Genomic DNA, 26,673 nt, shown 5'->3' on the forward strand with positions numbered 1-26,673 from the left:
GACTGAGCGTTGGCTCAGTCGTTTTTCTTATCCGCACCATCGGATTCAATACCTTCCGGAGAGGTTTCTTCGGAATCAAGGTAATCCGGATTTAATCGCTTATTCGTTTGCACACCCATCTGACGGAATTTATCCACTCGGCCAATGAGGTTACCGCGCCCGGTACTCAGCTTCTTCATGGCTTCCTGATAACGGTTATCCAACGTTTGTAAGCCGTTACCAATTTTCTCTAAGTCTTCGACAAAGCCCACAAACTTGTCGTACAAACGTGCGGCATCGGTCGCTATTTTTTCAGCATTCTGGTTCTGATACTCATACTGCCAGATATTGTGAACGGTACGCAGCGCAACCAGTAAATTCGTAGGACTTACCAGCATAATCTGGTTGTCCAGCGCCAGCCGAATAAGCTCAGGATCACGATCAACCGCCAGCAAGAACGCCGGCTCAATAGGAATAAACATCAACACGTAATCCAGCGTGCGTAACCCTTCCAGTTGATGGTAGCTCTTTTTACCCAACTGTTTTATGTGTTGCTTCAGCGACTGAACATGCTCATTTAACGCCCGTTCGCGGTCTGCATCATCGTCAGAATTAAAATACCGCTCATAAGCCGACAAACTAACTTTTGAGTCGATAACTACGTCTTTTTTATTCGGCAAATGCACAATCACATCGGGCTTGAACGACTTGCCGTCTTCGTCGCGGTGATGCGCTTGTGTCTGATACTCGTGCCCTTCACGCAGACCGGACTGCTCCAGAATACGCTCCAGTACTACCTCGCCCCAGTTCCCCTGTTGCTTGGTGTCGCCTTTTAATGCGCGGGTTAATGCTTCAGCTTCAGACGCCATTTGGCGATTCAAATCCTTAAGCGACATAACCTCATTTTTTAAAGCAGAGCGCTCTTTGGTTTCGTCAGTATACTGCTGAGTAATTTGCTTTTTAAACGCATCAATTTGTTGTTTGAAAGGCTCCAGCGTAGCCTGCAAGGACTGTTGATGATGCTGTTGCAGTCCTTTCGACTTTTCATCGAAAATACGATTCGCTAGGTTTTCAAACTGTTGGGTCAGACGTTCTTCACTGACTTTTAATAAGTTCAGCTTCTCTTCTGCGGTTTTCTGCTCATGCTCAGCTCTGGCCAGCGTTTCGCGCAAACGACTGTCTTTTTCATACACTTCACGCTGAAGCTCATCAACGCGCTCACGAAGAATATCCGAGTCCTGTTCCAGTGCCGTATTTTGCTGCTCTGCCTGTAAACGCAAACGGCGCTGCTGTTGCCAAAGCAACAACAACGCCGTAATGACAGTCACAACCGGCACTCCAATTATTGCCATCCATTGCCACAGTGCCAGCGACATCATTAAGCTCCTAATTTTTCATTAAGGTCAGCAATTTTGGCTTTCCAAATAGCAGGACCTTGAGTATGCGCGTTTTGACCATCGCTATCCACAGCAACAGTGACCGGCATGTCTTCCACTTCAAATTCGTAAATGGCTTCCATACCTAAATCTTCAAAGGCCACCACACGAGATTTCTTAATAGCTTTAGCCACTAAGTAAGCCGCGCCGCCAACGGCCATCAGATAAACGGCTTTGTGCTTACGAATACTTTCTACGGCTTCAGGGCCACGCTCTGCTTTACCGACCATGCCGATAATGCCGGCTTCTTCCAGCATCTGATCAGTAAATTTATCCATACGAGTTGAAGTTGTAGGACCTGCCGGACCAACAACTTCATCACCCACAGGATCTACTGGCCCTACGTAGTAAATAAAGCGGTTGTTGAAATCAACCGGTAGTTTTTCGCCGTTATCCAGCATGCCTTTAATGCGCTTGTGAGCGGCATCGCGACCAGTGAGTAACTTACCGGACAAGAGCACAGTTTCACCCATTTTCCAGTCCTGAATGTCTTCTTTAGTTACTTCATCCAGGTTCACCCGACGAGCATCATCGCCTAGCTCAAACGTCACATCCGGCCAGTCTTCTAATTTAGGCGGAGTTAAATCTGCTGCACCGCTGCCGTCTAAAGTAAAATGCACGTGACGCGTGGCTGCACAGTTTGGAATTAAGGTCACCGGCTTAGAAGCTGCGTGGGTCGGCAGTGATTTAATCTTCACGTCCAGCACCGTTGTTAAACCACCCAGACCCTGAGCACCGATACCTAACGCGTTAACGCGGTTAAAAATTTCTAAACGCAGCTCTTCTTCGGCATTTTGCGGGCCACGCTCAATAAGCTCATGGATGTCGACAGACTCCATTAAGGATTCTTTTGCCAATACCGCAGACTTTTCAGCCGTACCGCCAATACCAATACCGAGCATACCCGGCGGACACCAGCCAGCGCCCATCTTCGGCAAGGTTTCAACAACCCAGTCCGCAATAGAGTCACTTGGGTTTAACATGGCCATTTTGGATTTATTCTCTGAGCCACCACCTTTTGCAGCAATCATGACTTCAATTTCACTACCCGGTACCATATCAATATGCACCACGGCCGGAGTGTTATCGCCAGTATTCTTACGGGAGCCCGCTGGGTCAGCCACAATAGAAGCACGCAGCGGGTTGTCCGGGTTGTTGTAGGCTCGACGAGTACCTTCATCCACCATTTGCTGAACCGTCAGGTCAGTTTTATCCCACTGCACACCCATGCCCACTTTCACAAAACAGGTGACAATACCGGTGTCCTGACAAATCGGACGGTGCCCTTGTGCAGACATACGCGAGTTAGTCAGTACCTGAGCAATGGCATTTTTTGCCGCTTCGCTCTCTTCACGCTGGTATGCCTCATCCAGTGCTTTAATAAAGTCCAGTGGGTGATAATAAGAAATGTACTGCAACGCATCGGCAATACTGTCAATAAAATCGGCCTGACGAATGGTGGTCATGGAACTGCCTCTTGGTTAACTTTTGCGTGGCGCTATAATAGCGTTTTCGCTAACAACTGACCAGTGCCACTGACCGGCGAATATTTGCTGTGGTAGTATATTGGTAATGAGTAACCAGCCTGAATTGCGAGCATGATGTGAGTGTTTTCCCGGATCTCTGTGCGATAAAACTTAATTGCCAGGCCTCAGCTATTGAGTTGTTTCAGCGCTGTCAGCATGAAAGCTACGCACTGTTACTGGACTCTGCTGCACAAAGCCATGAAAACTGTGCCTATGATATTATCTTCCGACAGCCAGAACTGGTTTTAAGTTGTAAAGCAGGCAAACTGAAAGTAACAACAGACAAGCCGTCAAAACTTCCCCCCGCTCCCGAGTCGGCAGCCGAGCTTTGTCATTATGCCGAGCAATTGAATCTGTTATCCGGTCATTATTCCGGGCCTGCTGAACTGCCTTTTCAGGGTGGCTTTGCCGGCGCTGTTGGCTACGACCATGGTCGTTCACTGGAAGTCATTCCTGAGTTTAATGCGGATACCTACCAGTCTCCGGATGCGGTACTGGCCTATTACAGCCAGGCGTTGATTATCGACCGGAAGAACGACAGGGTATGGCTAGTTGCGCCAGTCGATCAGTTAGAAGAGCTCACCGAGTTTTGGAACCAGGCAACGAAGCCTAAGAAAGCTGCAGCCTTTCAATTAGTCAGCAACTGGCAAAGTAACATGAGCGAGCAGCAGTACACCGGGAAATTTAACGCGGTACAAAACTATCTGCTGGCTGGTGATGCCTATCAGATCAATTTAGCACAGCGATATTCAGCCAGGTATCAAGGCAGTGAATGGTCGGCTTACCTGAAGTTACGGCAAGCGAATTCAGCACCATTTTCTGCTTTTATGCGACTTCCCGGCAGCGCTATTCTGAGTCTATCGCCGGAACGCTTTTTGCTCACCGATGCCAAGGGGCAGGTAGAAACAAAACCCATTAAAGGTACGCGTCCGCGGTTTGAAGATTCGCGCAAAGATCAAGCTAGTCAGCAGGCTCTGTTAACCTCAGAAAAAGACCGGGCAGAAAACCTGATGATTGTTGACTTACTGCGTAATGACCTGAGTAAAAACTGTGAGTCAGGTAGTATAAAAACACCAAGTTTGTTTGCCATAGAAAGCTTTCCGGCAGTTCACCACCTGGTATCAACAGTTACCGGCAAACTGCAACCCGACCGTACCGCGTTAAGTCTGTTTAACGGCGCTTTCCCGGGCGGTTCTATTACCGGAGCTCCTAAAATTCGGGCCATGCAGATCATTGAAGAGCTGGAACCGCATCGCCGTAATATTTACTGCGGCAGTATGGGGTATTTTTCTCAGCACGGTCGCAGTGACACCAGCATTACCATTCGTACGCTGCTTGCCGAAGACGGTGAGCTTTACTGCTGGGCCGGCGGCGGACTGGTGGCTGACTCCACAGCCGTAGATGAGTATCAGGAAACCAAAGACAAAGTGTCACGCATCCTGCCGGTATTAGCATCATGACGATTAACACCCGCGCAGACTTTATTCGTCGCTTTAGCCTTTACCCATCCCCCCCGGTTGAGCGCAGAGTTGATGAGCCTTTGCGTAAACGTTTACGCCCGGCAGCGGTGTTAATCCCCATTATTGAGCGACCACACGGACTCTCACTCATACTCACCCGGCGCTCCAGCAAACTGCGCAAGCATGCGGGTCAAATCAGTTTTCCTGGTGGCCGGTTTGATGATACTGATACTGACCTGCTGGATACTGCGCTGCGCGAAACAGAAGAAGAAATTGGCCTGCCCCGCAGTCAGGTCGAAGTCATAGGGCGTTTACACGACTACCCTGTCTTATCGTATTTTATGATCCGCCCTTATGTGGCTTTTGTCTCACCACAACAGCCCTTGGTTGCCGAGGAAAGTGAAGTCGCAGAGATTTTTGAAGTACCACTGGCTGATATTCTCGATCATGGAAACCATTACGTTTACCGTATTCGTAAGTTTATCTACGACCGGGTGTATTTCATCCCCTGGCAACATCGAAATATCTGGGGCGCAACCGCCGGAATCTTGCGCGAATTGTCAGAACAATTACAGCCCGACGGGAAAAATCATTTCAGACCACTGAACTGACCACTTATTTTTGTTTAAAACTTGCTTCCCCCCACATGAATCATGCGACAATACTATAATAATTAGAACGAGCATGCGCGACAGGTAAGGATAACTATGATTAGCGTTTTTGATATCTATAAAATTGGTATTGGTCCTTCCAGTTCTCATACGGTAGGGCCAATGAAAGCAGCCTATGACTTTTTGCATATGGCAAAAGAAGCCGGGCATCTCGACAACGCCGACGGCATAAAAGTCGAATTGTTCGGCTCGCTTGGTCAAACCGGTAAAGGTCACGGTACGGGCAAAGCCGTTATTCTTGGACTTGCCGGCGAAACGCCTGAAAGCGTCGACACTGACAGTGTTGAGGACTTTCTGGAACAAACTCGTAAAACCGAAACTTTGAATTTATTGGGTGAGAAGGAAGTTTCTTTCCCGAATGAAGGTGCTATTACCTTTCACCGGCGCAAAACCATGCCGAAACACGCTAACGCCATGGAGCTCAAGCTGTTGAAAGACGGTGAGATAGTCTATAGCGATCTTTACTACTCTATTGGTGGTGGCTTCATCGTTCGCGATAAAGACTTTGACGAGACTTTGGAAGAAGCAATAGAACAGTCCGCCAAACCTATTCCGTACCCGTTTGACAGTGCCGCTGACCTTCTGGCGCATTGCAAAGAACATGGTATGCGCATGAGTTCATTAATGATGGCCAACGAAAAGGCCTTTCGTAGTGAAGAGGATATTCGTGCCGGTTTAATGAAAATCTGGCGCACAATGCAGGAAAGCATCAAAAACGGTATTACCACCGAAGGTATCCTTCCCGGCGGTCTCAAAGTGCGCCGTCGCGCGTCGTCTTTATATCAGCGCCTGAAGAAAGAAAAGTCCAGCGATGCTATGCAGGTAATGGATTGGGTAGATTTATACGCATTAGCCGTTAATGAAGAAAACGCTGCGGGTGGTCGTATAGTCACAGCCCCCACCAACGGTGCCGCAGGTATTATACCGGCAGTAATGAGCTATGCTGACAGGTTTATCGAAACCCTGGACGAAGATGCCGTCGTGCGCTTTCTGCTAACCTCAGCGGCTATCGGTATTCTGTATAAGAAAAACGCTTCTATTTCTGGCGCTGAAGTCGGCTGTCAGGGTGAAGTCGGTGTTGCCTGTTCAATGGCCGCAGGTGCGCTGGCCGAATTTATGGGCGGTGATCCATCCAGAGTCGAAAATGCGGCAGAGATCGGTATGGAACATAACCTTGGCTTAACTTGCGACCCTGTGGGCGGTTTAGTACAAGTACCCTGTATTGAACGAAACGCAATGGGTTCTGTGAAAGCCATTAACGCTGCCCGCTTAGCCATGCGAGGCGAAGGCGACCATAAAGTGTCTCTGGATAAAGTAATTAAAACCATGTGGGACACTGGAAACGATATGAAAACCAAATACAAAGAAACCGCTCGCGGCGGCTTGGCAGTCAATATTATTGAATGTTAACGACAAAAATCATTGCCGGTGCTTAACGCATCGGCAATGAGCAGTTCTCAAACAACTTATCAATTTCTTCCTGAGTTTTCAGTTGCGTCGCTTTTTGTACCTGCTCCCTGGTTAGGTGCGGTGCAAAATTCTCTATAAAGTCATACATGTAAGTGCGTAAAAACGTACCTCGGCGGAAACCTATTTTGGTCGTGCTGTGCGCGAACAGGTGTTCAGCTGGTATCGCAACAAGATCCGTATCAACTTTAGGGTCATAAGCCATACTCGCTAATACGCCAATTCCTAACCCCATCCTCACGTAAGTTTTTATGACATCAGCGTCGGTTGCCGTAAAAACAATTTTAGGTTCATGCCCGGCCGCGGCGAAAGCTTTATCAAGTTCAGAACGACCGGTAAAACCATGCACGTAAGTCACTAACGGGAATTGAGCAATATCATCAATACTTATTTTGCTGAGCTGCGTAAGCGGGTGCGACTTTGGTACCACAATAGAACGATTCCAGTGATAACAGGGCAGCATGATCAGATCATGATATAAGTGCAATGCTTCAGTGGCGATAGCAAAATCAGCTCGCCCCTTTGCTGCTGCTTCACTAATTTGTTCAGGTGACCCCTGATGCATATGCAGCGACACTTTAGGGTAATGCTGAATAAAACGTTCAATAACGTCAGGTAATGCATAACGAGCCTGAGTATGAGTTGTCGCAATATTGAGTTTCCCCTGATCTGGCAAGGTATGCTCAGCTGCAACGGTTTTTATTGACTGAACGCTATCCAGAACTTGTTGTGCAACCGAAATAATGTCTTTACCAGCAGGTGTTACGTGGGTTAAATGCTTTCCTGTCCGGCCAAATATCTGCACGCCCAGCTCATCTTCCAGCATTCTCACCTGTTTACTGATTCCCGGCTGCGACGTAAATAAGCTTTCAGCCGTCGCGGAAACATTCAGGTTGTGATTCATTACTTCAACAATGTAGCGTAACTGCTGTAATTTCATTGAGGAACGTGCCACTCTGTTTGCGAAATGTGATATAAGAAAATACTATAATAATCTTAATAACTATGACAAATAAAGAACGGATAGCAACGGTATTTGTCAAAATTGCAGGAACTGCCTTCTATGACTCAGCCCACATTTGATTTTTCAACCGTACTGGCGTCCTCTGTGCACGACATGAAAAACTCATTGTGTTTACTTATTCAAATGATAGAAGAAGTATCTGAACAGGTCACTGACAGCAGTGCAACAGAAAAAATGGCAAAAGTCCATTACGAAGCTCAGCGCATCAACTCCAGTTTAATGCAGATGTTGACTCTCTATCGTGAAAATAACGACGCGCTGCCATTAAATATCGACCAACATCATCTGGATGAGCTGGTCGAAGAGCTGTTATTAAACAACGAACTGTACCTTGAGCAACGCGGTATTACTGTCAGTACAGAAATTGATGAGAGCGCTGTAGCATGGTTCGACAGAGACCTGATTTCTAATTTGCTCAATGACATCATCATTAATGCAATGCGTTATACCGCCGATAAACTCTTTATTGAAGTACAAACAAAAAATGACGGTGGCTGCCAAATCAGAGTTCATGACAACGGGGATGGCTTTCCCCCTGTTATGCTCAAAAATGCCGCTATGCTCATGCAAGAGTTAAAGGTTCAACAGGCACGAACCGGCCTTGGGCTCTACTTTGCGCAGTTAATCGCAAATGCACATGAACGAAATGATAAAAAAGGTTTTATCGAACTAAAAAATAATGGACACTTAGGTGGTGGTGTTTTCTCTTTAACATTACCCTGAGAACAATAATAACCTAATGAGCGTAATATGATTTACACCATTGTTATCGCACTGATTATATTACTGATAATACTGGCAATTGTTGTCGGTGCGGTGCAGCAACATAAGCAACGTTTAGAGCTGGAACGGCGCAAGAAAATGGCGCGTTTGAGAAGCTCGCTTGAGCAAATCGAAGACCTCATCCATATGTCGAGCTTTTTCCCTATTGGTAAGTCGATGCTGGCGGTGTTAAATAGTCGCGCTTATGAAGTGCTCAAAAATATGAACAGCGTCTCACCGTCAAAGGACTATCAGGCACGAATACAGGATTACGAAGAGCGCATTCAAAGCGTCGACCGCAACGATACTTCTCTTATTAGTGAAGACTTTGAGATTCCGCAAAACAATAAACAAATTATTGCTATGATAAACGGGCTCAAGCGCTTAAGAGCGACATTGAGAAGCGAGCATTCGCGCGGCAGAGTTGACAGTAACGTCTTTAGCGTTGAGGATCAGCGTTTAACTAAGTTGCAGTTAAAAATCAGTATTGAAACTCTTATACGCAGAGGCCGCCACGCCTATGAAAGTCAAATGTTGGGCTCTGCTCGTCAGTACTATGAGAAGGCTTTACGCACCATTGAAGACCAGAACTTCAGTGATGATTACACAACCTCGCGGCAGCAATCAATAAAACAGGCGCTGGAGCAAATAGCTCAGGAACTGAAAGATGCTCACGCACGAGACAAAGAAAGACACAAAAAAGAAGACGATTTAGAAGAACTGTTTCAACCGAAGAAGAAGTGGTAAATGGCATGCCAGACTGGAAAGACCAATTAAGCCAAGTAGTATATTCAACAGATTCAGGCCGAATTGATCCGGAACCAGAACCCGAAAGTGTTCCAGAAGGCGACGGTATTGTGCGCCTGCGACGGGAAACTAAAGGTCGTAAAGGCAAAGGGGTGACTATTGTCAACGGACTGAACAAACCCCAGGCAGAATTAAAAAGCATCGCAAAAAAATTAAAACAGCTTTGCGGTGTTGGTGGCGCAGTTAAAGAGTATGAAATTGAGTTACAGGGCGACCAAAGGGACAGTATTGAAAGCTGGTTGAAAAAAGAGGGTTACAAGGTCAAGCGCTCGGGAGGCTAAGATCATATTCAATATACAAGCAGCGCCCATTGTCGCGCCACTCGACGTGACTCGAAAAGTTCCTGATAAGCTGTAATCCTCGTCCGAAAGCCAGCGACTCATCTTCTTCTGTATCATTTACAGATTCATTGAAACCGTTTTCGCTGTTAGAGGACAGGCTAAAAGACAACAGGCTGCTCTTTGGCCGATACTCGATATCAATTTCTATCTCTACTCCTTCCAACTCTGCCAGTCGCTCTTCACGCGCCCGGTAGTACTCATCAAAGCCCTGGCCTGTCTGTTTTATTTCAGAATCAAGCTGAAGAAAACTGTGCTCCAGCGTGTTATTGAAGGCTTCGGCAAGCAATAAATATAAAGTTGTTTTATGTGCCCGGATACCTTCCAGATGGCTCAACGAATCGACCAGCTTAATAATTGGATCGCGCCCTCTAATTTCATCTTCTTTTAAATAGACTACCAACCGAAAAGGCAGATGCGTCACATTTGTATCAGGGCTGATGACTGGCAAATTTGTTGGTGCACAATCCAGACACACCAATGAAACATCATCAAACTGCTCCTGCCCCTGCTGGAACTTTTGTAGAGCCGTTACCAGGCCGTCAAAATCGCGTTTGCACGCATAGCGTCGCAATAATTCTTCAAACCCATTCTCGGACAACCTTTGATCGTCCTGGTTTGTCATTTCAACAACACCATCCGTATAAGTAATAAGACGGATACCCTTCTCAACAAAGCAGTGGCTGACCTGACTGCTAAATTCTTCAGGAGGTAAAATACCTAACGCCATATGTTCCGGCGCCAAACGTTTTTCAACCTGACCAGCTTCATTAATCAACAGAGCGTCGGGAATTCCGCCGTTCCAATAGGTAAGGCGCTCGCCATTTGCCGATAACTCCGCAACGAAAGCAGCGCAAAACATATCGTCAGGTAAGAGTTTAACCAGCTTGCGGTTAAACTCTTCAACCATATTAGCTATTGAAAGGCCTTTATCAGCCAAATCAAAAAAGGTTTGAGAAACGGGAAGAGCCCCTGTAGCCGGCGCCAAGCCGTGTCCGGTAAAGTCACCAACAAAAAGGTAAAAATTGCCCAAGGGGCCGGCTTTAGTCAGAACTAAGTCGCCATTGAACTCACTGGCAGGCGCCAGATAGGTTTTCAGGAAAGGATATTGTGTTTCATTTTCCTGCAAAGCATTAGCCAGCATGTGACTGACAACGTTTTGCTCCCGCTCCATACGGTTTGAGTGATAAGCCAGCGCTTCATTTTTTCCTTTTAATGAATGACTGAGTTCACGAACCCGTGCGTGAGCATTCAACTTAGCCTGCAAAACCACAGGTTCGAAAGGCACGCTAATGAAGTCATCGCCGCCTGCTTCCAGACACTTCAGCAAGGTCTCCTGATCATCCAGTGCGGTAATAAATAAAATAGGTAAATGAACATCGCCACTCAAAGCCTTTAAACAGGGTGCGGTTTCAAACCCATCCATAATAGGCATCATAACGTCCAGCAACACGACGTCCGGCTCCAGACCAGAGAAAACATCTATTGCCTCAATGCCGTTTGAAGCGCACCTTACCTGATGACCAAAACGCTTAATTAACCCGCTTAACATGACTTGATTTGCGGGTTGGTCATCAACAATTAAAACCTTCATTAAGCGATAACAAACATCTTATCAAAGCGCGAAATATCAAGAATCCGGCGTACGTCAGGCTTAGCATTCACTAACTGGATACCTTTGACACTGCTACCTAAAGATTTACGCATATTAAGCAACATGCCCAGCGCAGAACTGTCTAAATAGTCCGTTTCCCTCAAATCAATAATAACCGTGGGTTGGGAATCACCAATATGACTGTAGGCCTGGCGAAACTCCTGAACCAGACTAAAATCAAATTTACCTTTTATGGCAATAACTAACTGCTTATCATCATTTGAAAAATCGCGACTAACGCTCATACTTCCCCCTTTTTTTAATGAGCTTAACACAGATTTTCTGATTGAGTTTATCTGCTGAATACCCTACTCTTTCGGACACAATAAATCCTAGTTATTTTATTATGGCTATAGCCTTCGACGAACTGCGTATTTTGCTCATCGAACCATCCGATGTGCAACGAAAAGTCATTACTCAACACCTGAATCAAGCAGGTATTCAGCATACCCGCGGCGCTTCAACCATTGCAGAAGCCAAAGAAGAAATACTTCGTTGGCAACCTGATATTGTTACCAGTGCTATGTATTTTTCCGACGGTACTGCCCATGAGCTGATTCAGTTTATTAACGCTAAGGACTTAAAAGATACCTTACACTTTATGTTGGTGTCATCTGAACATCGCGCGGATCAACTCGAACAGTTCAAGCAAGCAGGTATTATTGCCATTTTACCCAAACCTTTTACGCCGGATCAGCTGCAACGAGCCATAACCGCCACCATGGATATGATGGAGCCGGAACCACTGCACCTTGAGCTCTATGATATCGAAGACTTAAGAGTGTTAATTGTGGACGACAGTATGACCTCGCGACATGTTCTGCGCCGTGTATTTGAAAACCTTGGTGTTGAAAGCTTTGTTGAAGCGGAGAACGGACAGCAAGCCATTGATATTCTGGCAGAACACCAGTTTGATTTAATTGTCACCGACTTTCATATGCCACAAGTGAACGGTAGCGAACTGACGCAATACATTCGTAACAGTTCAGCGCATGCTCATACACCGGTACTCATGGTTACAGCCCGCGCCAATGAGCCTCAACTAGCCAATGTGAAGCAAAGTGGCGTTGATGCCCTGACGGATAAGCCATTTGAACCGGCAACGCTAAGAGCTCTTATAGCGCGCTTGCTAAATAGCTAAGTTAGGATGTCTGAAATGAAAAGCCCCTGTCGTAAATGACAGGGGCTTTTTTGTTTGCCTAACTAAAACATTGTCTTTATTCAGATGGTTTCTGGCGATACTTCTCGTAGAGTTCCGTATGGCGGCTACTTAAGCTCACTTTGCGTCCGTCAATATAAAGGTGCGTTAACTTTTGCCCAATAGGGTCTAGTAAGTCACCTTCCGATACACTAAGTGAGGCACTTTTCCCGACTTCCAGCGAGCCCAGTTTATCCGCAACCCCAAGAATCTCTGCAGGTTTCAATGTGATTGCCGCGAGCGCTTGTTGCTGATCCAGACCAAATGCGACTGCATTACCAGCCGCAAAAGGCAAGTTACGCACGTCCCAATAGCCAGGGTAAGAAATCGCAAAGTTCACTCCCGCTTCTGCAAGTCGAGCCGGTGATGAAAAGTCTTGATCATAACCTTCATCGTCACGACCTGGCAGACCATATGGAGAGCCAAAAACAACCGGAACATTCAGCTCGGCGAGTTCGTCGGCAATACGCCACGCATCTCTGGCGCCCATCAATACCAAGTCAAACCCATATTCCTGAGCGGTATCAATGGCCTGCTCCAACTGACGCTTGTCATCAGCATGAACATACAGCTTTTTACTGCCATCAAACAGTCCCAGCATAGCTTCCCAGCGCTGGTCTAAGTCAATAGCGCGATCAGCCTGCTTGGCGTCGTAGTAAGCTTTAGCATCGGCAAATACTTTCATCAGCTTCTGCCGATTTTCTTCATTGGCTTTACGCTGCTCTTCGGCAGAACGACGTTCCCACCAGGTATTAACAACGTATGTCCGTGGCCAGGAAATGTGTACGCCCAGCTCACCGGCAACCAGCGCATCCTGGTAATTCCAGCCATCGAGGTGCATTAACGACGACTGACCAGCCACAAGCGAGCCTTCAGGCGCTACCTGAGCATGAGTAATGCCGTGATAACGTACGGTCGGTATAATTTCCGAGTCGGCGTTAAACGCAATATGCCCTGCTACTTCCGGGTGAATGTCACCCACTTCGCGAGCATCTCGTGTAGCGCGTACCGCTTCAATTTCATTCAAACCAATTGTTGTATCCATTGCAATAACACCCGGATAAACGTGTTTTCCTGAAATATCAATAACCTCGGCACCTTGGGGAATACTAACATCACGACCAATAGCGGTAATTTTCCCATTCTCGAAAACTAAGTCTGAGTCGGTTAGTACGCCATTAGATACCGTGTGCAGAGTTCCTCCCTGAAGCACAACAGGAGCCTGCTGCTTTTCACCCGGAACTTCATCATGTGCCATTGCACTATTCAGCGTCAGCGCACTAACTAATGCGGCACTAACAGTGGTAAGTAGTTTATTCATTAGTGTTGTCCTCCGTGCTGATGCCCTTTACCGGTAAAGTGATCCAGCCAAAAATCATGCTCAGTATCACAATGCCAGGTTGGCTGTTCCGGTTTATAACCATCTTTAGCGCCCTGCTTAGCATCATCACCTGCTGCTAAAACTTTCTGGATAAGTGCGTTTTTCTCTTCTTTAACGGCTTGCTGACGTTGCTTGTCCAGCTCACGATCAAAGAACTTACGACCATTTATCCAAGTCTGCTCTGCGCGGGCATACGCACTTAAAGGATAATGACTCCATAAAACAAAGTCGGCGTGCTTGCCTTTTTCGACAGAGCCGACATAGTTATCAACTTTTAGCTGTTTGGCCGGGTTAATCGTCACCATTTTCAGCGCTTCGTGTGGCTCCATACCGCAGTAACGAACTGACTTAGCTGCTTCAGTATTCAAACGGCGCTGCAAGTCGTTGCTGTCCGAGTTAATACTGGTTAATACGCCACGCTCTTTCATCAAACACGCGTTATGTGGAATAGCGTCGTAAACTTCAAACTTATACGCCCACCAGTCAGCAAAAGTTGAACCGCTGGCACCATGTGCAGCCATTTCATCAGCAACTTTGTAGCCTTCAAGAATGTGGGTGAAGGTATCCAGCGTGAAGCCAAAATCCTCAGCCACTTCCATTAACATCAGAATTTCTGAAGCAACGTAAGAGTGAGCATGAACAAAGCGTTCACTGTTTAAAATCTCCAATAGCGTATCCAGGCGATAGTCCGGACGTGGAGCAGAAACCTTATTACGCTCCGAACGGCTCATACGGTCATAAGCTTGTTTACGCTGCTGGTACTCAAGTGCAGCCTGGAAAGCATCGCGCATGATAGTCTCAACACCCAGTCGAGTTTGTGGGTAGCGAACCGTCATATTGTCGCCCCAGTTACTCTGCTTAACGTTCTCACCTAATGCGAATTTAATCGACTCCGGTGCAGCATCAAACTTCATGATATTGGCATCGGTACCCCAGCGTAGTTTAATAACCTGCGCCTGGCCCCCAATTGGGTTGGCTGAACCATGAAGCAATTGCGCCATAGTTGTACCACCGGCCAACGAGCGATAGATGTGAATATCGTCAGGGTTAACCACGTCACCAATTCTGACCTCCGAAGTCACAGCCTCGGAACCTTCGTTCACACCACCTTCTATAGCAATGTGCGAATGCTCATCGATGATGCCCGGAGTTAAATGCATGCCTGCACCGTCAATTTCTGTGACGCCGGAAGGAGCCGACAGGTTATCGCCTATAGCCGCAAACTCACCGTTTCGGACCAAGACATCCGTCTCTTCCAAAATGCCATCATCAGTGGCTGTCCATACAGTTACGTTGCGAATAAGCACATCCTGACGCTCTGGCAAGCCATCCAGACCATAAGCAACATTAGGGAAAGTCAGCTCACTGACGTATTCAACCTGGCTACCTTCTTCTGGAGTTTCAGTGGCACCTTCAGGTGCATCCATCTGCGCCTGTAAGGTTACTTCTTCACCCGCTGGAGAAACCGCCGTTACAGCAAATGTTTGCTGTGCCTCAGGCACTAGCTTAAAGCGCCAGCTACCCGCAGGCTCTATGTCCAGGTCAGCAACAAAGGATAAAGACTCCGTGCCCGACTGAACATTACGCAACCCACTAGACTGCTCACCAACGTTCACTTCACCAGTAAGCACTGGACCTGGCTTAATCGAGATTTCAACATCGCGATCATTCCAGTCGATAGTGTAAGTGCCAACAAAGTCGACTTTATCTCTGGATACCAGTTCGTTTTCTTCACCCTGTAACCAGACCGACTGAATGGTACCGTCTTCGAACAAATCGCCTTTTACCATGACAAAGTCGGCCATATAGCCTTGTGCCAGCTTACCCACTTTGTCTTCGACACCTGCAATTTTTGCCGGGACCGTTGTTAAAGCAGCTAGAGCTTTGTCTTCACTTAAACCATGCTTAACGGCTTTACGCAGGTTAGGCCAGAAGCTTTCCGATTTCTCCAGGTCATGCAGAGTCAACGCAAAGTTAACACCAGCTTCAGCTAACATTGCCGGGTTAGAAGGTGCGCGCTCCCAATGACGCAGTTTGGCTAAATCGACATCCAGATGGCCGTCAACGTCACCCACTTCTGGTGCAGCCGGAAAGTTTAGCGGCAGAATCAAATCGCTACCCGCGTTTTTCACAGCTTCCAGACGAGAATACTCATAACCTGAACCGACATAAATGGAAGGAACGTCAAATTGGTCAAGGACATCATCAGCTCGCAATAGTGATTTTTCGTCACTGACTTTAAAAACGATTCCGGTATTTTCAATGTCCGTCAACGAATCCAGAGCCGCATTAAACTCAACCGGTTGGTTGTGTGATTGTTTACCGTAAGAGTTTTCGTACCAGTTAGCATCTGAAAGCGTCTGTCTAACCAACGCAATACTGCCCATTAAAGACGAAGGATATTGTTGCTGCGATGAACCTTTGTCAAAAGAAGCGAAATGTTTGGCTTCGCTTTGATAAATGACGTCGTTCGGTATTTTATCAGCAAGCGAAACCGTTACGGCACGCCCCTGGAAAATACCATCCAGATTTGCTGACTGAACACTGGTAAAACCTTGTGAAACCCACTTTTTCGCATCGTCGGAGTTCGTTTTAAACTCACTAAACCAACGCTTTTGTGAGTGGATAGCGTCATTGGCCGCATTACCACCTTCACGTTCATTATTATAAATTGGCGCATCCGAACGTTCTTGCTCGGCGCTGGCTTTTATACCGTAGCTTCCGTAAGGGTCGATAAAGCCTGGATAAATAGTGTAACCAGTTCCGTCAATGACTTTTGCACCCGCCGGCGCACGATTATTGCGCTCAATAGACTGGACGGTGCCATTTTCTATAACCAGAGTCGCGTTCTCAATAGACTTCCCTGGTTCGGTTATGATTGTTGCGTTTTGTATCGCGGTCAGACTCGGCGTGTTATCTCGCATCCCGTTAGTCCGGGAAGTTTGATCAGCCGCAACCGAAGCGGTCAGTACAGACGTTACTGCTAACGTCAAAGCACTGAGCTGATGCACTTTTTTCATGAATTGTTCCCCATTTTGACTTATTTTTAGTCTGGTTGTCCCATAAGACAAGTTACTTTGTTATATATAGAGGTGACAAGCATTAACCGACAGATCGTGTATTATTAACGATCAGTGAACTCAACAAACCGGAGTGTTTTCGATGAAAAAACAATTATTAATAACGGCTATAGCAGGCTTTATGGGCCTTTCGTTTAACGTTTCTGCCGATGAAAACGCCTTTAACGACGGCGATAAAGCTGTAGAGTATCGCCAAAAAGCCTTATCGGTTATGAAAGAAAACTTTTCCGCTATGGCCGCTATGGTCAAAGGCGAAGTTGAATACAATGCTGACTTCTTCCAACGCCGTGCCGACGACTTTGAAAAAATGTCCAGCATTCCATGGTCCGGCTTCGCCGTTGAAGGTGCTATGCCCGGAGACAACTCCGATGCATTGACCGCAATTTGGGACAACTGGGAAGATTTTCAGCAGCGCGCTAACGACTTACAAGAATACGCAGCAAAACTCTCTGAAGTCAGCCAGCAAGGTTCAATTGACTCAATTAAACCTGTATTTATGGATGCCGCGAAAACCTGTAAAGGTTGTCACGACAATTATAAAGACTGATTAAAGCAACAACATTAAAACGAGCCAAACAGCAACCGCTAATATCATGCCCTGCCAACCGGGTTTTAGGTTAGGGGCTTGCTGTTTGGTTATGCGGTAACCGTGTACCATTGACGCAATAAGAGGCGTTCCTTTAAAGCGGTAAAAAACCACGGCCAGAATATGGATGGCAATCACCACTAATATGACGTCAAACTGACTCTTATGCCAGCTGGTTACTGCTTTTTGCCCATCAGATGACAACCAGTTTGATAATGGACCGGAAAACAAAATCCCGTCTGTTGAAAATAGCCCCGTCATCACCTGGCTTAACAACAACGCCAGCATTAAAACAACCGCCCATCCACCGGCTACGCTGTGCGTATTTTCGGCTTCATAAGCACCACTGAACAGCCTTCTCAAATGCTTTAAAATAGCGGCTGGCGATTTCAAAAAAACATGAAAACGCGCATTCTCACTACCGAAAATGCCCCAACCTATTCTGACCACAAGTAGAGCCAACAGCGCCACTCCAATATCTTTATGCAGCTCCATCCGGCCGTTTTCGACGGTCCACCAAAGCCCTCCCAGAAAAACAATGAGTAAGCCATGGAACACCCGGATAAAGCTGTCCCATACTTTAATAGAATTTCCTTTCTGTTTCATATTGTTAGCTCCAAATAACTGGGAATATAAACAGCTAAGTGCTAGGGTATAATTAATTATGGCAAATGGGTAGTGACTATGCGTAAAGTTCTTATTGCTGACGATGATTTTATCAGTATCGAAGTATTAAAAGCGATGCTGGCTAGCTTTGAAGTCGACCTGCTTGTCGCAATGACAGGAGAGGAAGCTTTGAAATTAGCAGAGCAGGGACCCGAGCTGATTTTTCTCGACTATGAAATGCCCGATATGTCCGGTGCTGAGGTCTGTCAGCATTTACGACGGACTGAAAAGCATAAAACAACGCCAATTATTGCTATTACCAGTCACCAAAGTGCCAGCGAAATGAGCGCTTGCCGTGAGGCGGGAATGGACGCCACGCTGCATAAGCCTGTTTCTCCGGAAGCACTCAGTGAACTCATGTCGGAATATCTGCCATAAACGTTATTCGTGTCTGAATCTTTGGTCGTCCGCCAGTTGCACCAAAGATTCACTTTCTTGCAGAAATTGGTTAGAAAACTCGCCGAAATATTGACTAACATCTTCGAAAAGAAGAACAAAGTCTTTTTTCTTACCACTTTCTATATCGTCGAGTATCTCAGAGAATCGGAGTAAATAACGTCTAATTGAAGAAAATTGCGATTTATTTGCGGCGATGATATCAGCATAAAGTTCTGCGTTCTGAGCAAACAAACGGCCTATCATCATCAGTTCCATTCTATAAATAGGTGAGCTGAGTTCTAACAGCTCCTTAATGTCTACCTGCTCTGATGCCAGATGAACGCCGTAAGCGAAAGTACTTAAATGGCGCATAGCCTGTATCCAGCCCATAGCGTCATCGTGCTTATTTGCATCAACCTCGTGTAAATGCGCTCCCCAGTTAATAAATTGGTCTAACAGCCACTGATAATGCTGCCGCTGCCTGCCATGAGTAACAACAACCAATTGTTTTGCCAGGTTCTGCACCGATGGCCCGAACATGGGATGTAACCCGACAACCGGTCCATCATGCTGCTCCAGCATTGCATTTAAAGGGGCAGCCTTAATGCTGGTCACATCGGCTAAGACACAATCATCGGGCAACGGCGGTAAGCGCCTTATCAGTTCAGCAGTCTTATTAACAGGCACACTCATGAGTACTAACTGCGCCTGACTTAATTCATCCTCTGTTGGCCACTCATTGTTTTTATCTATCGTTATGACCCGATAGCCTGTTTGCCTTAACTGAGCAACCAAACGTGCCCCCAGAGCACCCTCACCACCAAACACAAAAACGGGTCGTTCAAGATGGCTGGAGGTAGCTGCCGCCTGAGATGTTTGCGTACGATACGACTCACGAATAATGCGGCGCACGACGTCTTCGATTAAGTCCTCAGACAAACCGGCTTGTTTTGCTTTTACTCTGCGAGCCTTCACTAAAGAGCGCTCTCTCTCCGGTACATAAAGCGGCTGCTTCAATGAACGTTTAACCTCACCAACTTCGGCCGTTAGCTTAGCTCTACGCGCAATAATTTCAATTAACTCATTATCAGCCGCATCAATGGCATTACGCAGTTCTGATAGTCGTTTGTCCGGTTCTTGACTCATGGGTGGCTACTTTGTTCCTCTTTAATGACACCAGTAATACAGCGATACGCCTTTTGAATTTTTTGCATCTTAGCAACACTTCCACCTTTATCCGGGTGGTATTTATGCACTAATTTTCGATACTGCTTTTTAATCAGTGCACGACTGGCTGGTGGTTCAACTTCCATCAACTGCCAGGCTTCTGCGACTGGCATATCTACCGTTACAGAAGAATGCCCCATGCGTTGCCAAAAATCATCAAGCATTGACTCGACATCGGCTCCCGATGTGCTACTTAATTGATTTAAGTCCAGGTAGTACTCTGCCAATGGGTCATTTTCAGATAAAGCAGAAGTTCCTTTGTGCCAGGGCTGGCATTCAATATTCAATGTATGAATAAAAAGCTCATACTTTTTCTGCTCACGCCAGCGCTCACGTAATTTATACAAACAATGAAATAATAAAAAATGCGTTTGAAACAGAGTTAAGGGGTCCCGCAAGGCGCCCTTGTCAAAAAATTCATAGGGCTGAGACTGCAGCCGCTCTATAAGCTCAAGCTCAGTCCAGTGAGGCTGCGTATTGAGGTTCTCAGCCAAAATCTGAGTCAGTATTTCTATATCTTCTTTCATTTTTAAAACACTAACAAAAAACCCAGCACAAGGCTGGGTTTTTCTTTGCTATTTCGTTTTTTGCTAAAAGCTTAAGACAGCTTCTCGCGGATACGTGCAGACTTACCAGAACGCTCACGCAAGTAGTACAGTTTCGCGCGACGAACCGCACCACGACGTTTGACTTTAATACTGTCAACTAATGGGCTGTGCGTTTGGAAAGTACGTTCTACACCTTCACCGTTCGATACTTTACGTACTGTGAACGCTGAATGCAGACCGCGGTTACGAACACGGATAACAACACCTTCAAACGCCTGAAGACGTTCGCGGTTACCCTCTTTTACTTTTACATTTACAACAACAGTGTCACCTGGTGCAAACTCAGGTAAATCTTGTTTCATCTGCTCTTCTTCAAGAGCCTTAATGATGTTTTGGCTAACTTTTGCCATTTTTATATCTCCTATCCTAGATAAACTGTACTTTATTTGCCGGATGATTGTTGTTCGATAAACTCTTGCAACAATGTTTCCTGCTCGTCAGTCAGAGCTAGGCTATGAATTAACTCTGGTCGTTGCAGCCAGGTTTTACCCAAAGACTGCTGTAAACGCCAGCGACGTATCTTTTCATGATCACCGCTTAATAAAACCGGCGGTACTTGCTGCTCATTATAAACTTCTGGTCGAGTATAGTGAGGGCAGTCCAGTAACCCGCTGGCAAAAGAGTCTTCTGCCGCTGAATCCTGATGTCCCAACACCCCGGGAATTAAGCGCGAAACTGCGTCAATAAGCACCATTGCTGGTAACTCACCACCGCTTAATACGTAATCCCCTATCGACCATTCCGCATCGACGTACTGCTTAATAACACGTTCATCAATGCCTTCATAACGGCCAGCAATTAAAATCATTCGATCATTTTTGGAGAGCTGCTGCACTCCGCTGTGATCAAGTTTTTGCCCTTGTGGTGACAAATAAATAACAGGAGTGTCCTCACCCAGGTTTTCTTTAGCTGCGTTGATAGCATCCACAAGTGGCTGCACCATCATCAGCATACCCGGACCACCGCCATAAGGCCTGTCATCAACAGTCCTGTGGCGATCATGTGTGAAATCACGAGGATTCCAAACACTCACTGTCAGCAAGCCTTCCTTTATTGCTCTGCCGGTGACACCGTAGTCGGTGACTGCAGCAAACATTTCAGGAAACAAACTGATGATGCCAACCTGCAATGGTTTACTCATCAAAAGTCTGACGGCCACTCAACCTGAATACGTTTTTCTGCCTTATTAACCTCAGTGACGTACTCACTTTGGATAAAAGGAATTAAACGTTCAGACTTTCCGAACCCGTCGTTGCTGTTTGCCTTTACGACCAACACATCGTTCGATGCAGTGGGCATAATTTGTTCAACCACACCCATATCATAGCCTTGAGTGTTTACTACACGCATACCAATAAGGTCGCGCCAATAAAACTCGTCGTCAGCTAATGCCGGTAACTCATCTGCTGTAATGCAAATATCCGCACCAGTAAGGCGTGCAGCCTCATCACGATCGGATATACCTTCTAACCTGGCGATAAGTCCGTTGTTGTGGCGACGCCACTCGACAACTTTCATTTCGCGCTCAGTTTTCTGGCTGAGTAACCAAGGGCTGTATTCAAATATCGATTCTGGATCATCAGTAAATGACTGCACTTTCAACCAGCCTTTAACGCCATACACCGCACCAAGGCGACCAACGACGATTTGTTCTGATTGCTGCATTAATTTACCTACCTGAATCTATTAATGCTTACGCCGCAGCGCTTGCATCTTTAACAAGTTTAGCAACACGATCAGATAACTGAGCGCCTTTGCTTACCCAGTGCTCAATGCGGTCAACATCAACACGAAGTTTTTCTTCCTGACCACGAGCTACAGGGTTAAAGAATCCTACTTTCTCAATGAAACGACCGTCGCGTGCATTGCGACTGTCAGCAACTACCATTTGGTAGAAGGGGCGTTTTTTAGCGCCACCACGTTGTAAACGAATGGTTACCATTGCGTTCCTCAATATAACTGTTTTGTAAATGTAAAAAATAGCAAAGCCCTCCGACAGAGTCGGAAGGCTCGGCAATTCTACTGATTTTTACTGCAAATGCAAGCTTGACGCGCTTTTTCCTAACGCCCGGGGAACATTCCCGGAGGTAACTTTCCACCCATGCCGCGCATCATTTTTTGCATGCCGCCGCCTTTCATTTTTTTCATCATTTTCTGCATTTGGGTAAACTGCTTAAGTAATTTGTTCACGTCCTGAACCTGTGTACCTGAGCCGGCCGCTATACGGCGCTTACGAGAGCCTTTTATAACATCCGGTCGGGTCCGCTCTTTTGGGGTCATCGAATTAATGATGGCTTCCATACGTAAGGTCATTTTATCGTCCATCTGACCTTTCATTTGTTCCGTCATTTTACCCATGCCCGGCATTTTGGTCATTAATCCCATCATGCCACCCATTTCCCGCATTTGAACTAATTGGTCACGAAAATCCTCCAATGAGAACTGGCCTTTTTTCATGACTTTTTTAGCAACCTTCTCAGCTTTTTCTTTATCGACTTTTTGCTCAACTTCCTCAATTAAAGAAAGCATATCGCCCATGCCGAGAATTCTGGAGGCTACACGGTCAGGATGAAACGGCTCCAGCGCATCGTTTTTCTCACCAACACCCAGGAATTTAATGGGCTTACCGGTAATATGACGAATAGACAGGGCAGCACCACCGCGCGCATCACCGTCGGTCTTAGTCAGAATAACACCGGTTAGCGGCAGAGCTTCACTGAATGCTTTGGCCGTATTCGCCGCATCCTGACCAGTCATAGCGTCAACCACAAACAGCGTTTCAATTGGGTTGATGGCTGAGTGCAGTTGCTGAATTTCCTGCATCATGTCTTCGTCAATGGCTAAACGACCAGCGGTATCCACTAACACTACATCAATAAACTGTTTACGAGCCTGAGCAATGGCGGCATTAGCAATATCAACCGGCTTCTGCTCTGTCGTAGAAGGGAAAAACTCAACCCCAACCTGCTCAGCAAGCGTTTCCAACTGCTTAATAGCCGCAGGACGATACACATCGGCACTGACCACCATGACTTTTTTCTTCTGGCGTTCAGTTAGATATTTGGCCAGTTTGCCCACACTGGTGGTTTTACCCGCACCTTGCAGACCCGCCATTAAAATAACGGCCGGTGGCTGAGTGTTTAACTGCAACGGAGCATTGGCCTCGCCCATTGCCGCTTCAAGCTCAGACTGAACAATTTTTACAAATACCTGACCCGGCGTGAGACTTTTGTTCACCTCGGTGCCAACAGCCCGCTCTTTCACTTTGCCGATAAAGTCTTTGACCACAGGCAAAGCAACATCGGCTTCGAGTAAAGCCATGCGAACTTCGCGCAAGGTTTCTTTAATATTGTCTTCGGTCAGTCGGCCCCGGCCGCCAATAGAATGCAGCGTTTGCGACAAACGTTCCGATAAATTCTCAAACATGTCGATCGTCTCTTATATTGCGATTTCTGACGGAAATAGTAATGGGGGCAGTATATCTGATTTGCAAGAAAGTTTCGCCCCGTAAGTATTGGGTTTAACTGACTGACATCGTATACTCATGACTACGAACAACTCAGAATCAGGAAATTCGAGCGCGTGATGCTCTCTTTATTGTTGCTAATCAGCTTATTGGGTTATAGTGCCAGCGCTTTTGTTATTCTGCGAAATATACTTAAAAACAAAGCGCTTCACCCAACTTACCAAATTGTACCTGCTGCCTTGGCAGTCATCGCCCATGGTTGGCTCATCCTGCTGCAACTTTCTTACGACGACTTCGATCACATTAATGTCTCGTCAAGCTTAGCTATTGTGGCCTTTTTAATAGCCACCCTGACTTTGCTAAAAAATAATCAAGCCAGTAATTTATTTCTAAAGCCTGTTATTTATCTGTTTTCAGCCCTGACTACCGTGCTGTTAGTTTTCACTCCGGTTGACTGGGGCGCTGATATTAGTGCCGGGCATGGGTTAGTTTTTCATATTACCTTGTCATTGGTTGCTTACGGCATTTTAGCCTTAGCCACTCTTTACGCGTTACAGACAAGTTACTTAAACCGGGTTCTTAAGAATAGAAAAGGTCATATTCTCTTAAGCAAGCTACCGCCGTTAATGACCGTCGAAAAATATTTCTTCAACCTTCTGGCTTTAGGCACCTTTGTTTTATTTATTGCGCTTGGCTCAGGTTTTGTATTTCTGGACGATATGTTTGCACAGCAACAAGCACACAAAACTATTCTGACTAGCCTAGCCGCTCTTCTCTATTTAATTGCGGTAATTTTACATCGCGCATCGGGGTTACGTGGACGCATTATTGTTGTACTGACGGTTATTGCCAGCACTTTGCTTACACTGGGTTATTTTGGCAGTCGGTTCGTGAAAGATTTTCTCTTATCCTGAATGGTACTTGACTTCATCGCTGAGAACTCTACATTGTCACATTCACAGTTTAATTAAGGAATAACGCGTTGGACGAGATATCGACGGGCATGTTGCTCGTGATTTTAGCCGTACTGATATTTTTATCCGCATACTTCTCTGGCTCCGAAACTGGCATGATGTCTATCAACCGGTATCGGCTGCGCCACTTAGTACAAAATAATCACCCGGGTGCCAAACGTGTCCAGTATCTGCTTGATCGTCCTGATCGGTTGATAGGCTTAATTCTCATTGGAAATAACCTGGTTAATATCGGTGCATCAGCTATTGCCACCATACTTTGTCTACGCTGGTTTGGTGACGCCGGGATCCTTATCGCAACGTTAGGTTTGACCTTAATTATTCTCATTTTCTCAGAAGTCACCCCAAAAACAATTGCCGCCCTGCACCCTGAGCGTATTTCATTCCCAAGCTCTTTTATTTTGCTGCCGTTACTAAAAGTCATGTACCCCATCGTTATTGGTATGAACTTCATCACCAATTCGTTTATGCGACTACTGGGCGTTAACCCAAAACAATCGCAAATGGCAGACGCCTTAAGTTCAGATGAGCTACGCACAGTGGTTAACGAAGCCGGAAACTTAATTCCGACTTCGCACCAGGAAATGTTGGTCAGTATTCTAGACCTTGAGAAAGTCACGGTTGAGGATGTCATGATCCCCCGCAACGAGATTGTCGGCATTGATATTAGTGACGACTGGAAATCTATTGTGAAACAGCTATCAAACGGCCAGCACACTCGCGTTTTGCTTTACCGAAATGAAATAGACGATGCTATTGGATTCCTGCACGCCCGCGATGTTATGCGGTTAATGAGTAAAAACCAGTTTACTGCCGATAAATCCATTTTAGTCCGCGCTGCACGTGACGCTTATTTTATTCCGGAAGGAACACCTCTGAATGTTCAGCTACTAAAGTTTCAACGACGTAAAGAGCGTATTGGCCTGGTTGTTGACGAATACGGCGACATTCAGGGTCTGGTGACTTTGGAAGATATCCTTGAAGAAATTGTCGGTGATTTCACTACGTCCATGGCGCCGGCTCCCAGTGAATCCGTTACTCTGGAAAGCGATGGCAGTTTCTTAGTGGACGGTTCCGCTAACTTACGCGAGCTAAACAAAGAAATGAATTGGGACTTTCCAATAGATGGGCCTAAAACCTTAAGTGGTCTGATTATTGAACAGTTTGGTGATATCCCTGATTCCAGATTGTCGCTACGCCTAGGCGGTTATCCGGTAGAGCTCATCGAAATTGGCGACACTATGATTAAACAAGTCAGAGTTTTGCCTAAGCTTTACCGAAAACCAGATGTTCAATCTAATGATTAACCAAAGAACAATCGCCACAGCCAACCGCGTTTTAAATCTTCTTCGCATTTATTCAATTGTGCGGCATAGGTCATAGAGCGGCTTTTCACTACCCTGGATACTTTAACCAGCCAGGGTTTCTTCAAATAAGATTTTCTCTGATACCCACCCCAACCTTCATGGTAATTAAGGTATTGCCCGTAAGCATCCCATTTTGAGACCCCGTTAATTTTGTGCGTTTTGGAAATAAACCAACCCATGAAATCAATAGCGTCTTCAAAGTCGTCACGACTGGCCCAACCATTACCGGTTTCCCGTTGATAATCTTCCCAGGTCATGGTTTTAGCTTGTGAATAGCCGTAAGCTGAACTGACTCTTCCCCAGGGAATGAAGCCCAGCAGGTAGTCTCTTGGAGGCAGAGCATTATGCTTAAATGAGCTTTCCTGATACATCATTGCCATTGGCACATGAATGGGGACTCCCCAACGCTCACGTGCATCGGCAGCGGCGTGATACCAGTCTCGGTGCTCTTCAAAAATATGGCAGACATTTTCCGGGTTCGCCGGTGGAGGTGTCGCGCAGCCGCTAAGTGTCACGATGAACAGCGCACTGGTTAACAGTTTCGGCTGAATAGGAAAAAAATATTTTATTGCCATTGAACTTTATTCACTCATTAAACTCTTAGTAATTGAATACAGG

Annotated in this window: 27 protein-coding genes; 11 read left to right on the forward strand and 16 right to left on the reverse strand. The window is 46.2% G+C overall.

Annotated elements, in window-relative coordinates:
• Positions 1-14: 14 nt before the first annotated feature.
• Both rmuC and BM359_RS04500 read right to left on the reverse strand, forming a co-directional pair.
• Positions 15-1,355, reverse strand: coding sequence for a DNA recombination protein RmuC (gene rmuC / locus BM359_RS04495; RefSeq protein ID WP_459543461.1), 1,341 nt, complete (start codon positions 1,353-1,355; stop codon positions 15-17).
• A gap of 2 nt (positions 1,356-1,357) precedes the next feature.
• A complete protein-coding gene (locus BM359_RS04500; protein WP_054488350.1) occupies positions 1,358-2,881 on the reverse strand; it encodes a fumarate hydratase in 1,524 nt (507 codons plus the stop codon).
• Between the two features lie 137 nt (positions 2,882-3,018).
• Between BM359_RS04500 and pabB the strand changes: the two genes are divergently transcribed.
• The 3 genes from pabB to BM359_RS04515 all read left to right on the forward strand — a co-directional run bounded on the left by pabB (position 3,019) and on the right by BM359_RS04515 (position 6,482).
• Positions 3,019-4,401 carry an aminodeoxychorismate synthase component I gene (gene pabB, locus BM359_RS04505; RefSeq protein ID WP_054488352.1) on the forward strand — a complete coding sequence of 461 codons (1,383 nt, stop codon included), beginning with the start codon at positions 3,019-3,021 and terminating at the stop codon, positions 4,399-4,401.
• Entirely contained in the window at positions 4,398-5,012 is a 615-nt protein-coding gene (locus BM359_RS04510; protein ID WP_054488355.1) for a CoA pyrophosphatase, read from the forward strand. Before pabB ends, BM359_RS04510 begins: the two co-directional genes overlap by 4 nt.
• A 96-nt stretch (positions 5,013-5,108) precedes the next feature.
• Entirely contained in the window at positions 5,109-6,482 is a 1,374-nt protein-coding gene (locus BM359_RS04515) for an L-serine ammonia-lyase (protein WP_054488357.1), read from the forward strand.
• Between the two features lie 22 nt (positions 6,483-6,504).
• On the opposite strand, the gene cysB is transcribed toward BM359_RS04515, so the two are convergent.
• Positions 6,505-7,479 (reverse strand): HTH-type transcriptional regulator CysB, encoded by a 975-nt coding sequence (gene cysB / locus BM359_RS04520; RefSeq protein ID WP_054488359.1) that lies wholly within the window; start codon positions 7,477-7,479, stop codon positions 6,505-6,507.
• Between the two features lie 123 nt (positions 7,480-7,602).
• On the opposite strand from cysB, the gene BM359_RS04525 reads away from it, so the two are divergent.
• Genes BM359_RS04525 through yciH form a run of 3 tightly spaced genes read left to right on the forward strand, consistent with a single transcriptional unit; the run spans position 7,603 to position 9,413 of the window.
• Positions 7,603-8,286 carry a sensor histidine kinase gene (locus BM359_RS04525; RefSeq protein ID WP_054488361.1) on the forward strand — a complete coding sequence of 228 codons (684 nt, stop codon included), beginning with the start codon at positions 7,603-7,605 and terminating at the stop codon, positions 8,284-8,286.
• Positions 8,287-8,313: 27 nt separating this feature from the next.
• Positions 8,314-9,072, forward strand: coding sequence for a hypothetical protein (locus tag BM359_RS04530; RefSeq protein WP_054488364.1), 759 nt, complete (start codon positions 8,314-8,316; stop codon positions 9,070-9,072).
• Positions 9,073-9,077: 5 nt separating this feature from the next.
• A complete protein-coding gene (gene yciH / locus BM359_RS04535; protein ID WP_054488366.1) occupies positions 9,078-9,413 on the forward strand; it encodes a stress response translation initiation inhibitor YciH in 336 nt (111 codons plus the stop codon).
• Here yciH and BM359_RS04540 read toward each other — a convergent pair.
• Positions 9,394-11,064, reverse strand: a complete 1,671-nt coding sequence (locus BM359_RS04540) for a PP2C family protein-serine/threonine phosphatase (RefSeq protein ID WP_054488368.1) — start codon at positions 11,062-11,064, stop codon at positions 9,394-9,396. The genes yciH and BM359_RS04540 overlap by 20 nt on opposite strands.
• Positions 11,064-11,369, reverse strand: a complete 306-nt coding sequence (locus tag BM359_RS04545) for an STAS domain-containing protein (protein WP_054488370.1) — start codon at positions 11,367-11,369, stop codon at positions 11,064-11,066. Before BM359_RS04545 ends, BM359_RS04540 begins: the two co-directional genes overlap by 1 nt.
• Before the next feature lie 101 nt (positions 11,370-11,470).
• Here BM359_RS04545 and BM359_RS04550 point away from each other — a divergent pair, with 101 nt between their 5' ends.
• On the forward strand, positions 11,471-12,265 hold the full coding sequence (locus BM359_RS04550; RefSeq protein ID WP_054488372.1) for a response regulator: 795 nt from the start codon (positions 11,471-11,473) through the stop codon (positions 12,263-12,265).
• 76 nt (positions 12,266-12,341) lie between these two features.
• On the opposite strand, the gene BM359_RS04555 is transcribed toward BM359_RS04550, so the two are convergent.
• Positions 12,342-13,643 (reverse strand): amidohydrolase family protein, encoded by a 1,302-nt coding sequence (locus BM359_RS04555; protein WP_054488374.1) that lies wholly within the window; start codon positions 13,641-13,643, stop codon positions 12,342-12,344.
• Positions 13,643-16,723: an amidohydrolase family protein gene (locus BM359_RS04560; RefSeq protein ID WP_054488376.1), complete on the reverse strand. Its 3,081-nt coding sequence runs from the start codon at positions 16,721-16,723 to the stop codon at positions 13,643-13,645. The genes BM359_RS04555 and BM359_RS04560 overlap by 1 nt, the downstream gene beginning before the upstream one ends.
• A gap of 142 nt (positions 16,724-16,865) precedes the next feature.
• Between BM359_RS04560 and BM359_RS04565 the strand changes: the two genes are divergently transcribed.
• Complete coding sequence (locus BM359_RS04565; RefSeq protein WP_054488378.1) at positions 16,866-17,330, forward strand: c-type cytochrome; 465 nt, start codon at positions 16,866-16,868, stop codon at positions 17,328-17,330.
• On the opposite strand, the gene BM359_RS04570 is transcribed toward BM359_RS04565, so the two are convergent.
• Entirely contained in the window at positions 17,331-17,975 is a 645-nt protein-coding gene (locus BM359_RS04570) for a cytochrome b/b6 domain-containing protein (RefSeq protein ID WP_054488380.1), read from the reverse strand.
• 78 nt (positions 17,976-18,053) lie between these two features.
• Here BM359_RS04570 and BM359_RS04575 point away from each other — a divergent pair, with 78 nt between their 5' ends.
• Positions 18,054-18,413, forward strand: coding sequence for a response regulator (locus tag BM359_RS04575; protein ID WP_054488382.1), 360 nt, complete (start codon positions 18,054-18,056; stop codon positions 18,411-18,413).
• Between the two features lie 3 nt (positions 18,414-18,416).
• Here BM359_RS04575 and tyrA read toward each other — a convergent pair whose 3' ends face one another.
• The 7 genes from tyrA to ffh all read right to left on the reverse strand — a co-directional run bounded on the left by tyrA (position 18,417) and on the right by ffh (position 23,674).
• Positions 18,417-19,559, reverse strand: a complete 1,143-nt coding sequence (gene tyrA, locus BM359_RS04580) for a bifunctional chorismate mutase/prephenate dehydrogenase (protein ID WP_054488384.1) — start codon at positions 19,557-19,559, stop codon at positions 18,417-18,419.
• Positions 19,556-20,167, reverse strand: a complete 612-nt coding sequence (locus BM359_RS04585) for a DNA-J related domain-containing protein (RefSeq protein ID WP_054488386.1) — start codon at positions 20,165-20,167, stop codon at positions 19,556-19,558. The genes tyrA and BM359_RS04585 overlap by 4 nt, the downstream gene beginning before the upstream one ends.
• Before the next feature lie 71 nt (positions 20,168-20,238).
• Positions 20,239-20,598 carry a 50S ribosomal protein L19 gene (gene rplS / locus BM359_RS04590; RefSeq protein WP_054488388.1) on the reverse strand — a complete coding sequence of 120 codons (360 nt, stop codon included), beginning with the start codon at positions 20,596-20,598 and terminating at the stop codon, positions 20,239-20,241.
• 32 nt (positions 20,599-20,630) lie between these two features.
• On the reverse strand, positions 20,631-21,389 hold the full coding sequence (trmD, locus tag BM359_RS04595; protein ID WP_404813253.1) for a tRNA (guanosine(37)-N1)-methyltransferase TrmD: 759 nt from the start codon (positions 21,387-21,389) through the stop codon (positions 20,631-20,633).
• On the reverse strand, positions 21,389-21,913 hold the full coding sequence (gene rimM, locus BM359_RS04600; RefSeq protein ID WP_054488390.1) for a ribosome maturation factor RimM: 525 nt from the start codon (positions 21,911-21,913) through the stop codon (positions 21,389-21,391). The genes trmD and rimM overlap by 1 nt, the downstream gene beginning before the upstream one ends.
• Positions 21,914-21,941: 28 nt before the next feature.
• Positions 21,942-22,190 carry a 30S ribosomal protein S16 gene (gene rpsP, locus BM359_RS04605; RefSeq protein WP_011234962.1) on the reverse strand — a complete coding sequence of 83 codons (249 nt, stop codon included), beginning with the start codon at positions 22,188-22,190 and terminating at the stop codon, positions 21,942-21,944.
• A gap of 119 nt (positions 22,191-22,309) precedes the next feature.
• A complete protein-coding gene (gene ffh, locus BM359_RS04610; protein ID WP_054488392.1) occupies positions 22,310-23,674 on the reverse strand; it encodes a signal recognition particle protein in 1,365 nt (454 codons plus the stop codon).
• A gap of 159 nt (positions 23,675-23,833) precedes the next feature.
• Here ffh and BM359_RS04615 point away from each other — a divergent pair, with 159 nt between their 5' ends.
• Together BM359_RS04615 and BM359_RS04620 are read left to right on the forward strand one after the other, a co-directional pair.
• Complete coding sequence (locus tag BM359_RS04615; RefSeq protein ID WP_054488394.1) at positions 23,834-24,628, forward strand: cytochrome C assembly family protein; 795 nt, start codon at positions 23,834-23,836, stop codon at positions 24,626-24,628.
• 68 nt (positions 24,629-24,696) lie between these two features.
• Positions 24,697-25,995 carry an HlyC/CorC family transporter gene (locus tag BM359_RS04620; RefSeq protein WP_054488396.1) on the forward strand — a complete coding sequence of 433 codons (1,299 nt, stop codon included), beginning with the start codon at positions 24,697-24,699 and terminating at the stop codon, positions 25,993-25,995.
• On the opposite strand, the gene BM359_RS04625 is transcribed toward BM359_RS04620, so the two are convergent.
• A complete protein-coding gene (locus BM359_RS04625; protein WP_054488398.1) occupies positions 25,992-26,630 on the reverse strand; it encodes a transglycosylase SLT domain-containing protein in 639 nt (212 codons plus the stop codon). The two genes, BM359_RS04620 and BM359_RS04625, sit on opposite strands and share 4 nt — an antisense overlap.
• Between the last annotated feature and the right edge of the window lie 43 nt (positions 26,631-26,673).

The sequence above is a fragment of the Idiomarina abyssalis genome, from assembly GCF_900116625.1.
Classification (GTDB): domain Bacteria; phylum Pseudomonadota; class Gammaproteobacteria; order Enterobacterales; family Alteromonadaceae; genus Idiomarina; species Idiomarina abyssalis.

Bases quoted from the DNA above. Each gene is read 5' to 3' on its own strand.
- rmuC (WP_459543461.1), bottom strand. From the start codon at position 1,355: ATGTCGCTGGCACTGTGGCAATGGATGGCAATAATTGGAGTGCCGGTT.
- BM359_RS04615 (WP_054488394.1), top strand. From the start codon at position 23,834: ATGCTCTCTTTATTGTTGCTAATCAGCTTATTGGGTTATAGTGCCAGC.
- yciH (WP_054488366.1), top strand. From the start codon at position 9,078: ATGCCAGACTGGAAAGACCAATTAAGCCAAGTAGTATATTCAACAGAT.
- rplS (WP_054488388.1), bottom strand. From the start codon at position 20,598: ATGGCAAAAGTTAGCCAAAACATCATTAAGGCTCTTGAAGAAGAGCAG.
- BM359_RS04575 (WP_054488382.1), top strand. From the start codon at position 18,054: ATGCGTAAAGTTCTTATTGCTGACGATGATTTTATCAGTATCGAAGTA.
- BM359_RS04525 (WP_054488361.1), top strand. From the start codon at position 7,603: ATGACTCAGCCCACATTTGATTTTTCAACCGTACTGGCGTCCTCTGTG.
- rpsP (WP_011234962.1), bottom strand. From the start codon at position 22,190: ATGGTAACCATTCGTTTACAACGTGGTGGCGCTAAAAAACGCCCCTTC.
- BM359_RS04545 (WP_054488370.1), bottom strand. From the start codon at position 11,369: ATGAGCGTTAGTCGCGATTTTTCAAATGATGATAAGCAGTTAGTTATT.
- trmD (WP_404813253.1), bottom strand. From the start codon at position 21,389: ATGAGTAAACCATTGCAGGTTGGCATCATCAGTTTGTTTCCTGAAATG.
- BM359_RS04550 (WP_054488372.1), top strand. From the start codon at position 11,471: ATGGCTATAGCCTTCGACGAACTGCGTATTTTGCTCATCGAACCATCC.
- ffh (WP_054488392.1), bottom strand. From the start codon at position 23,674: ATGTTTGAGAATTTATCGGAACGTTTGTCGCAAACGCTGCATTCTATT.
- BM359_RS04555 (WP_054488374.1), bottom strand. From the start codon at position 13,643: ATGAATAAACTACTTACCACTGTTAGTGCCGCATTAGTTAGTGCGCTG.
- rimM (WP_054488390.1), bottom strand. From the start codon at position 21,913: ATGCAGCAATCAGAACAAATCGTCGTTGGTCGCCTTGGTGCGGTGTAT.
- BM359_RS04565 (WP_054488378.1), top strand. From the start codon at position 16,866: ATGAAAAAACAATTATTAATAACGGCTATAGCAGGCTTTATGGGCCTT.
- BM359_RS04625 (WP_054488398.1), bottom strand. From the start codon at position 26,630: ATGGCAATAAAATATTTTTTTCCTATTCAGCCGAAACTGTTAACCAGT.
- BM359_RS04570 (WP_054488380.1), bottom strand. From the start codon at position 17,975: ATGAAACAGAAAGGAAATTCTATTAAAGTATGGGACAGCTTTATCCGG.
- tyrA (WP_054488384.1), bottom strand. From the start codon at position 19,559: ATGAGTCAAGAACCGGACAAACGACTATCAGAACTGCGTAATGCCATT.
- BM359_RS04540 (WP_054488368.1), bottom strand. From the start codon at position 11,064: ATGAAGGTTTTAATTGTTGATGACCAACCCGCAAATCAAGTCATGTTA.
- BM359_RS04515 (WP_054488357.1), top strand. From the start codon at position 5,109: ATGATTAGCGTTTTTGATATCTATAAAATTGGTATTGGTCCTTCCAGT.
- cysB (WP_054488359.1), bottom strand. From the start codon at position 7,479: ATGAAATTACAGCAGTTACGCTACATTGTTGAAGTAATGAATCACAAC.
- BM359_RS04585 (WP_054488386.1), bottom strand. From the start codon at position 20,167: ATGAAAGAAGATATAGAAATACTGACTCAGATTTTGGCTGAGAACCTC.
- BM359_RS04510 (WP_054488355.1), top strand. From the start codon at position 4,398: ATGACGATTAACACCCGCGCAGACTTTATTCGTCGCTTTAGCCTTTAC.
- BM359_RS04500 (WP_054488350.1), bottom strand. From the start codon at position 2,881: ATGACCACCATTCGTCAGGCCGATTTTATTGACAGTATTGCCGATGCG.
- BM359_RS04530 (WP_054488364.1), top strand. From the start codon at position 8,314: ATGATTTACACCATTGTTATCGCACTGATTATATTACTGATAATACTG.
- BM359_RS04560 (WP_054488376.1), bottom strand. From the start codon at position 16,723: ATGAAAAAAGTGCATCAGCTCAGTGCTTTGACGTTAGCAGTAACGTCT.